The organism is Ruegeria sp. N10 (genome assembly GCF_056531545.1).
In genome coordinates this window covers 1-12,101 of record NZ_JBQFLY010000036.1, presented here as the reverse complement: position 1 = coordinate 12,101, position 12,101 = coordinate 1, and the positions used below count along the sequence as shown (strand labels likewise).

General features: G+C 56.8%; 12 protein-coding genes and 1 pseudogene. 7 read left to right on the top strand and 6 right to left on the bottom strand.

The features are described from left to right. Positions 1-114: 114 nt before the first annotated feature. Genes ACR0JI_RS21435 through ACR0JI_RS21420 form a run of 4 tightly spaced genes read right to left on the bottom strand, consistent with a single transcriptional unit; the run spans position 115 to position 3,952 of the window. Entirely contained in the window at positions 115-1,182 is a 1,068-nt protein-coding gene (locus ACR0JI_RS21435) for a heme-dependent oxidative N-demethylase family protein (RefSeq protein ID WP_480478544.1), read from the bottom strand. A 13-nt stretch (positions 1,183-1,195) separates the two neighbouring features. Next, a complete protein-coding gene (locus ACR0JI_RS21430; protein ID WP_480478542.1) occupies positions 1,196-2,158 on the bottom strand; it encodes a PDR/VanB family oxidoreductase in 963 nt (320 codons plus the stop codon). Continuing rightward, positions 2,155-2,751: a dimethylamine monooxygenase subunit DmmA family protein gene (locus ACR0JI_RS21425; RefSeq protein WP_480478540.1), complete on the bottom strand. Its 597-nt coding sequence runs from the start codon at positions 2,749-2,751 to the stop codon at positions 2,155-2,157. Before ACR0JI_RS21425 ends, ACR0JI_RS21430 begins: the two co-directional genes overlap by 4 nt. Positions 2,752-2,806: 55 nt before the next feature. After that, positions 2,807-3,952: an aminomethyl transferase family protein gene (locus ACR0JI_RS21420; protein WP_480478538.1), complete on the bottom strand. Its 1,146-nt coding sequence runs from the start codon at positions 3,950-3,952 to the stop codon at positions 2,807-2,809. 340 nt (positions 3,953-4,292) lie between these two features. On the opposite strand from ACR0JI_RS21420, the gene ACR0JI_RS21415 reads away from it, so the two are divergent. From ACR0JI_RS21415 to glnT, 6 genes are all read left to right on the top strand, one after another. Continuing rightward, positions 4,293-5,666 carry an ammonium transporter gene (locus tag ACR0JI_RS21415; protein ID WP_480478536.1) on the top strand — a complete coding sequence of 458 codons (1,374 nt, stop codon included), beginning with the start codon at positions 4,293-4,295 and terminating at the stop codon, positions 5,664-5,666. A gap of 11 nt (positions 5,667-5,677) precedes the next feature. Next, the gene (locus ACR0JI_RS21410; RefSeq protein WP_480478534.1) at positions 5,678-5,893 is read left to right on the top strand and encodes a hypothetical protein; all 216 of its coding nucleotides are present in this window, start codon (positions 5,678-5,680) and stop codon (positions 5,891-5,893) included. Positions 5,894-6,040: 147 nt separating this feature from the next. Beyond that, positions 6,041-6,970: a class II glutamine amidotransferase gene (locus ACR0JI_RS21405; RefSeq protein WP_480478532.1), complete on the top strand. Its 930-nt coding sequence runs from the start codon at positions 6,041-6,043 to the stop codon at positions 6,968-6,970. Between the two features lies 1 nt (position 6,971). Then, positions 6,972-7,655, top strand: a complete 684-nt coding sequence (locus ACR0JI_RS21400; RefSeq protein ID WP_480478530.1) for a protein GlxC — start codon at positions 6,972-6,974, stop codon at positions 7,653-7,655. Between the two features lie 20 nt (positions 7,656-7,675). After that, entirely contained in the window at positions 7,676-9,004 is a 1,329-nt protein-coding gene (locus tag ACR0JI_RS21395; protein ID WP_480478657.1) for an FMN-binding glutamate synthase family protein, read from the top strand. Positions 9,005-9,085: 81 nt separating this feature from the next. Beyond that, positions 9,086-10,414, top strand: a complete 1,329-nt coding sequence (gene glnT / locus ACR0JI_RS21390) for a type III glutamate--ammonia ligase (protein WP_480496575.1) — start codon at positions 9,086-9,088, stop codon at positions 10,412-10,414. A gap of 69 nt (positions 10,415-10,483) precedes the next feature. On the opposite strand, the gene ACR0JI_RS21385 is transcribed toward glnT, so the two are convergent. Continuing rightward, complete coding sequence (locus ACR0JI_RS21385) at positions 10,484-10,933, bottom strand: group II truncated hemoglobin (RefSeq protein ID WP_480496577.1); 450 nt, start codon at positions 10,931-10,933, stop codon at positions 10,484-10,486. 129 nt (positions 10,934-11,062) lie between these two features. Here ACR0JI_RS21385 and ACR0JI_RS21380 point away from each other — a divergent pair, with 129 nt between their 5' ends. Further along, positions 11,063-11,908, top strand: a complete 846-nt coding sequence (locus ACR0JI_RS21380; RefSeq protein WP_480496579.1) for an EamA family transporter — start codon at positions 11,063-11,065, stop codon at positions 11,906-11,908. A gap of 38 nt (positions 11,909-11,946) precedes the next feature. Here the strand turns inward: ACR0JI_RS21380 and ACR0JI_RS21375 are convergent. Further along, positions 11,947-12,101: pseudogene (locus ACR0JI_RS21375) on the bottom strand (bifunctional methylenetetrahydrofolate dehydrogenase/methenyltetrahydrofolate cyclohydrolase); the annotation flags it as partial.

The window sequence follows — 12,101 nt, the reverse complement described above, 5'->3', positions numbered from 1 at the left end:
GATCAGTGGCGGAGCTACGCACTTGACATGACCGCGTGATCGTACCCGCATCAGACTTTTGCAATCAGTGCAGAATAAGTTGGCAATCCCGCCAAGACACCTGACATTGCCGGTTTACTTTGACAAGGGGGGTTCCGTTTCCAGATCCGGCCAGACCCCGGGCGAGGTGGGCAACCCGTCGTCGAACTGGCTGAGATAGTCCAGCATCAGCGGCCGGTTGTCGATGAACCCTTTGTAGGTTGCCAGTTCCACCGGCAGGTCACGAACAACACGATGCAGGCGACGACCCCATTTCGGTACAGTCATCAGATCCTGAAAACTACACAGATAACAGCGGATTGGGAATAACAGCGCGTTTGAACGCGGCAGTCGGAAGAATGTCTGCAACTCGACCCGAAGATGTTGTTTTTGGCCAATATTCTCCGGTGTCAGCGTGGTTTTCTGAATACCCCATTTATGGTAGTTCTCCGGGCTGGTATCCAAAAGCGGGTTGACCGTCATGGTCCAGTTCAGGCGGCGCGCGGGCGCACCCTGCTGAATGCTCAGCAAGAATTTCAGCGCACGCTGAAAGATACCCATCTCGTGGGCCAGTGGCACCGGGGCGTGCCATTCGAAAAAGTTCATGCCAATGTCGAAATCCAGGCTCCAGTCGGCCTGGGTGGTCACCATTCCGGCATCCATCCACAGCATGTCGTCACGTTGATCAAGCACCGCATAGTCACCCTGGGCCTGACGGGTGATATATTCTATCGGCCCGCAGGGCAGGGTGGTTTCATCCATGAAGGTAAAGCTGTGATCAATCCCCAATGGTTTGTTGACCCAGCGCCACTGGTTGCCGTTGCGGTGCAGTTCAAACAGGTCCGGGTAATCCTCGGACTTGCAAACCATAATCAGTTCCAGAATGTCCCAACCCGCCAATGTCATGTGTGGCAAAGACTGGCAACGCAGCGGGTCCTGATCCAGAACGATGGCGCGGTCTTTCATTTCCGAAACATAATGTTCGTCCACATCGAACCGCTTTTCATAGACTGACCCTTCGGGCCCGCCGCGATGCTGTTCCATGTTGACCGAATACATGTAGCTGTCTTCGTGGAACGGAAACGGAAAGCGTTTTATCGCCCAGTCCGAGTTATGAAACGTATAATCGTCGCGGAAGGACTCGTCGTTGAATTGAATGGTCATGTTGGGCCTCCTCTCAGCGGTCCAGCACGAGGGACTTGCCCTCGAAACGCGATACACAGGGCATGATTTTCTTGCCCGCTGCCTTTTCCTCATCGGTCAGCCAGTGGTCGCGGTGAACGAAATTGCCATCATGATCCAGCACAACGGTTTCGCATTGGCCACAGGCCCCGCCGCGGCACAGATACGGAGCATCCACCCCTTCACGTTCGATCGCCTCCAGCAGGCTTTCATTCTCGCCCACATGAATAACCTTGTCCGATGTGGCCAACCGCACTTCGAACGGTTTGCCGGGTCGCGGTGCCAGAAACTCTTCGTAATGGACGCAATCCTCGGGCCAGCCTTCGGCAGCGGCGGTGTTGCGCACCCACTCAATCATGCCCTTGGGACCGCAGACATAAACATGCGTTCCCAAGGGTTGCCCGCTCAGCAGGTTTTTCAGATCAATCTGCTGGTTTTGGTCGTCGTAATACAGATGGGTTTCATTCGGATGCCTGTCTGTCAGTTGCTCGGCATAAGACGCCAATGCCGTGTTGCGGCACGCGTAATGCAGTTCCCAGTGCCCGTGCAGCAGTTCGAGTTGCTTGATCTGCGCCAGAAAAGGCGTGATGCCAATGCCACCGGCCAGAAACAGGTGCTTGCGGGCGCGCAAGTCAAGCGAGAACAGGTTAACCGGGTAGCTGATTGTCATTTCATCACCCAGCTTGACCTGACGGTGCATGAACAACGAACCGCCCCTGCCTTCGTCATCACGCCGGACCGAGATCGTATAGGATGACTGATCAAACGGGTCGGACATCAGGGAATAAGGATTAAGCCGTGTGATACCGCCATCCTTCATTTCGACAACGGTATGCGCTCCGCCGGAAAAAGTTGGCAACTGACCGCCGTCGATGCGTTCGAACCGGAACCGCGTCACCAGTTCATTCAGCGGGGTGATTTCGGTCACTTTGACCTGAATTTTCTCGGCACCGCTCATTCGTAAATCCCTTTCGGCTCGGGCACGTTGCCATGATCTTCGGCGTCGACGCGGACACCCTGATAGGCGGCAAGCCGGCGGGAGTAGTGATCGCGCACGAACAGATTCAGCCCGCAATGCGAGCAGACAAATGGATCAACCTCGACATTTTCGGTGATGCCTTTGCAGTGCACACATTGCATCCGGCGTGCAACCGAACCGCGATGCTCGGTCTGTATTGCCGTGTGTGGCAGGCCGACTGCTGTCACCTCATTCATGGCCTGTCCCATCATGCCCTCAGTACCGCTCAGATAGACCTGCAGTCCCATATGCGCGTCCTCCAGTACGCGGCGGATGCGTTGCAGCGCGGCCGCATAGGAAGGTCCTTCGTAGAACTGCGCGGGGTTCAGCGCCTGCAACCTTTCCGAGTAGTCCGTCCCTTTGGGGATATAGATCAGGTGCGTTTTGGCCATCAGATCAGGCGTCGCGATGTCGAGAACGGCTTCGGCGCCTTCGGCTTCGGCGATCATGAGATGATGGTCGCCCTGCCGAGCCTCCAGCGTGCCCCAGATCGGTCGGCTTGTGATTGACTTGGGAAATTCGAACTTTGACATTGTACCCTCAAATAGGAAAAGGGCGCCACGGTATGCCCGTTGCGCCCCCTGAAACTCAGCCCTTTGCGGTTCTGATCGATTTATCCTGATCGTAGAACGGCATCTCTTCCGCAGTCGCCGCTATTTCCGTTCCATCTCCGTTGCGCACCGTCAGCTTGGTTCCGGGCGATGCGCAGGCAACCGGCATCCGCGCGATACCCACGTTATGCCCGTTGATTTCGGAATACATGCCAAAGGTGACAACACCGACCTTTTCGCCGTTCTGCAGCAGGTCCGCGCCCTCATTCGCTGGTGTCGTGCCTTCCAACTTGACGCCATAGATCTTGAACCGTTCCTTGCCCTTCGAGGCATAATGGTTCTCGGCGCCGATAAAGCCGGTCTTGCCGGGTGAGACAGTGAAATCCAGACCCAGTTCCCACAGCGTATCACCACACGTCTCACCATCGAACGGATAGGTTTCCGAATTATCGCCCGGATAGAACAGCAGGTAACTTTCGGTGCGCAGCAGATCGAGTGTCGAGAACTGGACCGGTACGATGCCCATGTCCTTGCCGTCAGCCAGAATGCTGTCCCACAGATGCACAGCATGTTTGGCCTGACAGAAAATCTCGTACCCACGCTCACCGGTATACCCGGTCCGCGAAACCATCACCGGGCACCCATAAAGCTTGGTCTGCATAATGCCGAAATAAGCCAGGTCACGAATGCCGGGGATATGCTTGGCCAGGAAATCAACGGCGACTGGCCCTTGCAGCGACATATCATGCATGTCGTCGTCAAAAATGACCGAGCAGTTCTTGCCTGCCGCCACGGATGTCAGCTGCTCCATGCCTGTTCCGGTGCCATGCACCACCAACCACGTGTTCACCGACAGACGATAGATGATGCAGTCATCAACAAACTTGCCTTCAGCATTCAGGATCGAGGCATAGGTCGATCGGCCCGGCATGATTTTTTCCACATTCCGCGTGGTGACGCGATCAATAACATAGGCGGCATCCTCGCCAACCACATGAACCTTTTTCAGACCGGACACATCCATAAGACCAGCTTTAGTGCGGATGGCTTCGTAGTCCGCTTTGGCACGTTCAGGGCTGTGGTCATAGAACCAAGCGGTCCCCATTCCGTTCCAGTCCTCAAGCTCGCCGCCGATCTCGGCATGGCGCTGCGCAAGGGCCGACGTCCTCCAAAGAATGGCCATGGTTCAGGTCTCCCGTTGATCGTTTTTGTTGGCCACATTGAGGCCGATGTTGGATTGAAAATCAACACCTGAGTGCAGAAAATTTTCCTGCTGGGAATATTTGCCTGCAATTTTTGCACCCTGAAAACATTCCTGAGAAAGGAATTTGTTAGTTGTTTGTCAAATGTTTAGGTCCGTTTTTGGTGTGCCAAAGCGTAGGTTACGGACAGGCCTAAAAGGTGTTTGCCCCACATATCTATTGACAGGTCGCAAATGAAAATGTCCTCTGAGTAGATAAATATTCCCAGCAGGAAATTCTGCGCGGGCGGACCTCCTGCTGCAACAACAGGGAGACTACGAAGTGGATGGTAATCTAAACGCACTCACGACGGTCTTTACCGAGTTTTATTACTGGGTAACGGTCGTCTTCATGTTCCTCATCCATGTGGGCTTTTGCATGTACGAGGTCGGCGCCAGCCGAGCGCGTAACCACATGCACACATTGATGAAAAACATCATGATCATCCCGCTGGTGACGGTCACGTTCTTCTTCTTCGGATGGTGGATCTATTGGGCCTTTCCGAACTTTCCGTTCTGGGGCGGTCTGGATGCAGAAGCGGGTGCCGCGAATCTGCCTTGGGCCGACACAATGGCCACCAACCTTGGCGACAGAATCACAGGGGTCTTCTGGGCCGCATTCTTGCTGTTTTCGTGGACCGCGGCCTCGATCGTTTCCGGCTCGGTGATCGAGCGGATCAGATCTTCGGCCCTTTGGGTACATGCGGTGCTGATCGGGTCGGTCTTCTGGATCATCGATGCCGCATGGGGTTGGCACTATGCCGGCTGGATGGTGCGTGTTCTGGGGTATCATGATGCCTATGCATCCGGCGTTATTCACGCGATCGCGGGGGGGTATGCGCTTGGTGTGATCATGGTTCTGGGTCCGCGCCTTGGCAAGTTTGCTAAGGACGGAACTCCTCGGGATATTCCACCTCACAATCCTTGGATGCTGACGATCGGGATTTTCCTGATCTACACCGGCTTCTGGGGTTTCTACGCAGCCTGCAACGTTCCGGTGATCTCTCCCGAGGCGATTGACGGGCAGATCACTGGTGTGACCTGGACCGCAACAAACATCTATCTGGCTCCGACGACGCTCTCAGCGATCACCTTTAATTTCCTGATGTCTCTGTCGGGTGGCTTGATGGCCGCGTACGTGGTTTCAAAAGGTGATGCCTTCTGGACATTCTCGGGCGGGCTGGCCGGTATTATCACTGCGTCCGCGGGCAATGATTTGTACCACCCGATCCAGGCGATGATCATCGGCGCGATCGGGGTCGTGATTGTTTACAAGCTGCACTACTGGGTCGAACGCCGGTTCAAACTTGACGATGCTGTTGGTGCCGTTGCAGTGCACGGGTACTCAGGTGTCATTGGCCTCATCATTGCTGGGTTTGTCCTGTGGGGTGTCCCGTCGTCGCCTTACGAAGGATATGCGACGATCAATCCGGTCGGACAGGTCACCGGTGCAGTCATAATGTTCTTTGTGCTGGGTTTCATGCCCGGTTGGATCGTAGCCAAGTTGCAGGCAGCTGCCGGTGTTCTTCGCATACCGGAAGAGGTTGAGCTTCAAGGCCTCGATTACGCCGAACACCATGCCTACGAAGATGCCAAAGCAGCGATCATCGCGGCTGACAAAGAAGAGCTGGCCGCCCGCGGCGCAGCCGCGAAATAGAGGAGAACGTTATGTCTACAATCGGATATACAAGTTGGGCCGTTGATCTTGCCGAAGTCGGACCGGTCTATCCTTTCCAGGGGTACGAAATTCTGATGGTCATCATCGGCGTTGTCTTCTGGGTCGGCTGGCACCGTATCCAATTTGTCCGCGAGGGCGAACACCTTGAAAAAGCCCGTCACGCAGGAGACGAAGACAGAGTAAGAGCACAGCTGGAACGCTATTGATCCGGTTCTGAGAACCGGCAATGGGCGCAAGGTCAATGGATGCGCCCATTGCCTGACAGGAAAAAAACTTTCCTGCTGTTATTGATATCCCGCAGAATAATTGGTACCGTCGAATCATAACGAAACACACAAGGAGATCTGCCAGCCATGTGCGGAATTGTTGGATTATTCCTCAAAGATCAGTCCCTTGCTCCTCATCTGGGCAATATGCTGACAGACATGCTGATCACGATGACAGATCGTGGCCCCGACAGTGCCGGTATTGCGATTTATGGCGCAGAATCGGAGGGTAAAACCAAGATTACGGTTCAGTCCCCCAACCCCGACACCGATTTTGTCGACCTTGCGGACGAGTTGGGCAAAAGCCTGGGCACATCTGTTGGTCAAAGAAACAACGACTCACATGCCGTTTTGGAAGTTCCCGCCGGTCAGTTCGAAGCTGCACGCGCCGCGCTGGCTGAGATCCGCCCATCGGTCCGGGTGATGAGCCGTGGCGACAGCCTTGAAATCTACAAGGAAGTCGGCCTGCCGAAGGATGTTGCCGAGCGTTTTAACCTCAGCGGAATGAGCGGCACGCATGGCATCGGACACACCCGCATGGCGACGGAATCTGCGGTGACCACAATGGGTGCCCACCCGTTCAATACAGGGTCCGACCAATGTCTGGTCCATAACGGGTCGCTGTCCAACCACAACTCGTTGCGTCGCAAACTGCGCCGCGCGGGTGTAACGATCCAAACAGAGAATGACACCGAAGTTGGCGCAGCCTACCTGACCTGGAAGATGATGAATGGTGCCACCTTGGGCGAGGCTCTGGAATCCAGCATTGATGATCTGGACGGTTTCTTCACTTTTGTCGTGGGAACCAAGGACGGCTTTGGCGTCGTGCGTGATCCGATCGCGTGCAAACCAGCCGTGATGGCCGAAACCGACCAGTATGTGGCTTTTGGCAGCGAGTATCGCGCCCTGGTGAACCTGCCAGGCATCGAAGATGCCCGAGTTTGGGAACCTGAACCGTCCACCGTTTATTTCTGGTCGCACAACGACAGCCCTACAACCCACGAAAAGGCCGCCTGATATGCAGACCTATGATCTAGAGGCAGACGGGCTGCGCGGATTGAACTCTTGCTTGCAGGCACAAAATTCTGAGACCAACCAGACCCGCTGGGAAATTGTAAATCCCAAGGGCAGCCACGCGATAGCCGTTGGGCTGGATGCGCCGGTCGAGGTGACGGTCAAGGGATCGACCGGGTATTACTGCGCGGGGATGAACCAGCAGGCAACCATCAAGGTAGAAGGATCCGTCGGGCCGGGTGTTGCAGAAAACATGATGTCCGGTCAGGTCATCGTCGATGGTGACGCCAGCCAATATGCCGGCGCGACCGGCCATGGCGGGTTGCTGGTGATCAAGGGCAATGCAAGCTCGCGCTGCGGCATTTCGATGAAAGGCATCGACATCGTCGTGCACGGCAATATCGGCCACATGTCCGCCTTCATGGCGCAAGCCGGAAATCTGGTGGTCTGCGGAAACGCAGGCGATGCGCTGGGGGATTCACTCTACGAGGCGCGGCTGTTCGTGCGTGGCTCGGTCAAAAGTCTTGGCGCCGATTGTATCGAGAAGGAAATGCGCCCCGAGCATCTGGAGATACTGAAAGACCTGCTGGACCGTGCGGGCTGTGATGCCAAACCGGAAGAGTTCAAACGCTACGGCTCGGCACGGCAGCTGTACAATTTCGACATCGACAACGCCGCCGCATACTGAGGAAGAAGGGTATGAAAGATATGGACGATCAGATCCCCCGCACCCTGCCGATCCAGTCGGCGACGTTCTCCAACCCCATCAATGCCGAGATCCGACGCGCAGCCGCGACAGGCATCTATGATATTCGCGGAGGTGGTGCCAAGCGCAGGGTCCCTCATTTCGACGATCTGCTATTTTTGGGCGCATCTATCTCGCGCTATCCGCTGGAAGGATATCGCGAACGCTGCGATACCTCGGTAACGCTAGGCACACGTTTTGCGAAAAATCCGATCAAGTTGGACATTCCGATCACCATCGCGGGTATGAGTTTCGGCGCGTTGTCTGGTCCCGCCAAAGAGGCTTTGGGCCGTGGCGCATCTGCTGCGGGCACGTCGACCACAACCGGCGATGGCGGCATGACCCCGGAAGAACGGGGCCACTCGACCAAACTGGTCTACCAGTATCTGCCCTCGCGCTACGGCATGAACCCGAATGATCTGCGCAAGGCGGATGCGATTGAAGTCGTGGTCGGGCAAGGCGCCAAACCCGGCGGTGGCGGGATGCTTCTGGGTCAGAAGATCAGCGACCGTGTGGCCGAAATGCGGACCCTGCCCAAAGGCATCGACCAGCGTTCGGCCTGTCGCCATCCGGACTGGACGGGGCCGGACGATCTGGAGATCAAGATCCTTGAGCTGCGCGAAATCACCGGTTGGCAGGTGCCGATCTATGTCAAGGTCGGCGCGACGCGCCCCTATTATGATACTGCACTGGCGGTAAAGGCCGGGGCTGATGTCGTGGTCATGGACGGGATGCAGGGTGGCACAGCCGCCACGCAGGATGTGTTCATCGAACATGTTGGCTTGCCCACACTGGCCTGTATCCGCCCCGCCGTGCAGGCGTTGCAGGATCTGGGTGTACACCGTGAAGTTCAGTTGGTCATTTCGGGTGGCATAAGAACAGGTGCCGATGTGGCCAAAGCATTGGCGCTTGGGGCCGATGCGGTCGCCATTGGCACCGCCGCTCTGGTGGCCCTTGGCGACAACGATCCCAAATGGGAATCCGAGTATCAGAAACTGGGCACGACCACAGGGGCCTATGATGACTGGCACGAAGGGCGCGACCCCGCTGGCATCACAACGCAGGACCCAGAGCTTGCCGCGCGCTTGAACCCCGTCGAAGCGGGTCGCAGGCTGCGCAACTACCTGAAGGTCATGACGTTAGAGGCGCAGACCATTGCGCGTGCCTGCGGTCACAACCACCTGCACAACCTCGAGCCGGAGGACCTGTGTGCCCTGACCATGGAGGCCGCCGCGATGGCGCGGGTGCCCTTAGCGGGAACCAGTTGGTACCCGGGCAAGGAAGGGTTCTGAACATATGCGACGCGGCCTCCTGAATGGGGGCCGCGTTCTTGCTTTGAAAATCAAAAATTCAACAGGGAAAGGAAAGCAATCGTGACGACAGATCTCGCAGCTTTCGCAAAAGAAAAAGGCGTTAAATACTTCATGATCTCGTTCACCGATCTGTTTGGTGGACAGCGGGCCAAACTGGTGCCAGCGCAGGCCATTGCCGAGATGCAGGAAGATGGCGCTGGTTTTGCCGGTTTCGCTACCTGGCTCGACATGACACCGGCGCATCCCGACATGCTGGCGGTTCCGGACCCGTCTTCCGTCATCCAACTGCCCTGGAAACCAGAGGTGGCATGGGTGGCGGGCAACTGTGTGATGGAAGGCAAGGACGTCGCGCAAGCCCCGCGCAATGTTCTGCGCCGCCTGATCGACGAAGCGGCAAGCGAGGGCATGCATGTCAAAACCGGGATCGAGGCCGAGTTCTTTTTGATGACCCCGGACGGTGAACAGATCAGTGATCCGTTCGATACAGCCGAAAAGCCCTGCTATGACCAACAAGCCGTCATGCGCCGTTATGATGTGGTGCGCGAGATTTGCGACTACATGCTGGAACTGGGCTGGGGCCCGTACCAGAACGACCACGAGGATGCCAATGGCCAGTTCGAGATGAACTGGGAATTCGATGATGTCCTGCGCACAGCAGACAAGCATTCCTTCTTCAAGTTCATGGCAAAATCGATCGCGGAAAAACACGGGCTTCGGGCAACATTCATGCCGAAACCGGTCGAAGGGCTGACCGGCAATGGCTGCCACGCCCATATCTCGGTCTGGGATGCGCCGGGTGATGCCGCTAAAACCAATGTTTTCGCAGGAGAGGGTGACGGCCCCACCGGCGAGGTTGGTCTGGGAGAACGCGGCAAGCACTTCCTCGGCGGGATCATGAAGCACGCCTCGGCACTGGCGGCGATTACCAACCCCACAGTGAACAGCTACAAACGCATCAACGCGCCGCGGACGATGTCCGGTGCTACCTGGGCGCCTAACACGGTGACTTGGACCGGCAACAACCGCACGCACATGGTGCGCGTTCCCGGCCCCGGACGTTTCGAATTGCGCTTGCCCGATGGCGCAACCAACCCCTACCTGCTACAGGCCGTCATCATCGCGGCCGGGCTGTCAGGTATTCGGTCCAAGGCCGATCCCGGCAAGCGCTGGGACATTGATATGTATGCCGAAGGCCATAAGGTACGCGGTGCACCGAAACTGCCCCTGAACATGCTTGATGCGCTGCGCGAATACGACAAGGACAAAGAGCTGAAGGCAATGATGGGTGCCGAATTCTCGTCAGCCTTCCTGAAAATGAAGCATCAGGAATGGAACTCATTTGTTTCCCATTTCTCGCGCTGGGAAAAAGACAACACGCTCGATATCTAAGTCGGATTGCAGGATTGCATATCGGGGCCGCGTCATAGGCGGCCCTGTTTCTACGAAGGCCACGCGAAGTTAATTGCGCTTATCAAGTTGTGTGTCACGGGCTTCTGCGCCCGCATCCGCCTCCAGCCGCCAGTCAGGTACGTCATTGACCAGCATGAGCGCCGCCCTGCGCAGCGTCACGCGCATCCTGTCGACAACCGGACCGGACATGCCGCAATCCGCCAGCGCGGCGTCAAACGTCTCCAGCCAAAGCTCGGCATCAGCTTCGCGGATAGGGACATGCGCATGAATTTCACGCAGGTCCATGTGACCAAATCGTTCGCGGTAATAGGCCCGCCCTCCCAGAAAACCGTTGAGAAACTCGAACTGGGCCTGTCTGGTGTGGTTCAGCCCATGGCCCCGAAAGTGCAGCCTGTGCAAGGAATAAACTGCCGGATCCGTTTCCATCCGATCATAGAAACGCTCAACCAGACTGCGCAGCCGGCTCTCACCGCCAAGTTGCTCTAATGCAGACGTCATGTGCTGCCTCTTACTGCCTTTGGCTTCAATATTATTGCATAGCAGGAAAATAAGTTTAACACCAGTGACAGTTTGACGTATGCATGGTCTCAAGCGGATTGAAACGAAGCCGATGATGGTGATGACAAAATGACTGCTCTGGCGCTTGGCCTGGTCGCGGCACTTTGCTGGGGGATACACGATCTGGCAGTACGTTATGTCAGCCAGTCTGTCAGCGTGATCGCATCGCTGATGGTCGTGCTGATATCTGGCGCGGTGCTTCAGTTTGGTCTGACGGTGACGCTGGGTACATTTGACTCGATTTCTGGTGCCGCAGTGTTCACCGCTGTCGCCGCGGGCGGGTTTTATCTATTGGCGGGTATCAGCATGTATGCCGCTTTTCAGCGTGGCCCGGTTCGGTTGGTTGCGCCACTTGTCGCGAGTTACCCGGTCTTGTCCGTGTTGCTGGCCATATGGCGTGGTGCAACTATCGGCCCGCTGCATTGGCTTGCCGTCATTGCGATTGGTATCGGGGTTTCCGTGGTCGCAGCCAAGTCCGAACGGGATGCGGTGGTGTATCCGGCAACAGGCCCAACAATACTGCTGTCGCTGGTTGCGGCCGTCGGTTTCGCGGCGGCCTTTGCCCTAGGACAATATGCAACCGAGCTTAGCAACGAGTACTCGGTCTCGCTGGTCAGCCGATTGGCGGCAATCCTGACCCTGGGGATGGTTGCTGTGGCATCTGGAAAAGCAATCTGGCCCGGACCTCAAGCGATGCCCCTGTTATGTGTGATGGGTGTTCTGGATGCGGTTGCCATCCTTTGCGTGGTCGCAGCGGGTGGTTTGCCCAATGCACAATTTGCCTCGGTCTCGGCGTCCGTTTTTGGGTTGTTAACCGTAGTTCTGGCCTGGGCCATATTGAAGGAAAAAATGGCACCTCAGCAGTGGTTTGGGTGTTGTGTTGCATTTGCAGGTATCGGGTACCTTGCACTCTGAAACGATCGGCGCCCCGTACCGATCCGGCCCCGCGTGTATCAGGCGGTCAGGCCTTCTGGTTCGGGGAGTTTGTTTGCGCGGCAGCAGGCGGTGAGGGTGTTAGCCAGCAGGCAGGCGATGGTCATGGGGCCGACGCCGCCGGGGACGGGGGTGATGGCGCCGGCGCGCTCGGCGGCGCTGGTATAGTCGACAT

Bases quoted from the DNA above. Each gene is read 5' to 3' on its own strand.
- ACR0JI_RS21425 (WP_480478540.1), bottom strand. From the start codon at position 2,751: ATGTCAAAGTTCGAATTTCCCAAGTCAATCACAAGCCGACCGATCTGG.
- ACR0JI_RS21435 (WP_480478544.1), bottom strand. From the start codon at position 1,182: ATGACCATTCAATTCAACGACGAGTCCTTCCGCGACGATTATACGTTT.
- ACR0JI_RS21380 (WP_480496579.1), top strand. From the start codon at position 11,063: ATGACTGCTCTGGCGCTTGGCCTGGTCGCGGCACTTTGCTGGGGGATA.
- ACR0JI_RS21420 (WP_480478538.1), bottom strand. From the start codon at position 3,952: ATGGCCATTCTTTGGAGGACGTCGGCCCTTGCGCAGCGCCATGCCGAG.
- ACR0JI_RS21385 (WP_480496577.1), bottom strand. From the start codon at position 10,933: ATGACGTCTGCATTAGAGCAACTTGGCGGTGAGAGCCGGCTGCGCAGT.
- ACR0JI_RS21395 (WP_480478657.1), top strand. From the start codon at position 7,676: ATGGACGATCAGATCCCCCGCACCCTGCCGATCCAGTCGGCGACGTTC.
- ACR0JI_RS21430 (WP_480478542.1), bottom strand. From the start codon at position 2,158: ATGAGCGGTGCCGAGAAAATTCAGGTCAAAGTGACCGAAATCACCCCG.
- ACR0JI_RS21405 (WP_480478532.1), top strand. From the start codon at position 6,041: ATGTGCGGAATTGTTGGATTATTCCTCAAAGATCAGTCCCTTGCTCCT.
- ACR0JI_RS21400 (WP_480478530.1), top strand. From the start codon at position 6,972: ATGCAGACCTATGATCTAGAGGCAGACGGGCTGCGCGGATTGAACTCT.
- ACR0JI_RS21410 (WP_480478534.1), top strand. From the start codon at position 5,678: ATGTCTACAATCGGATATACAAGTTGGGCCGTTGATCTTGCCGAAGTC.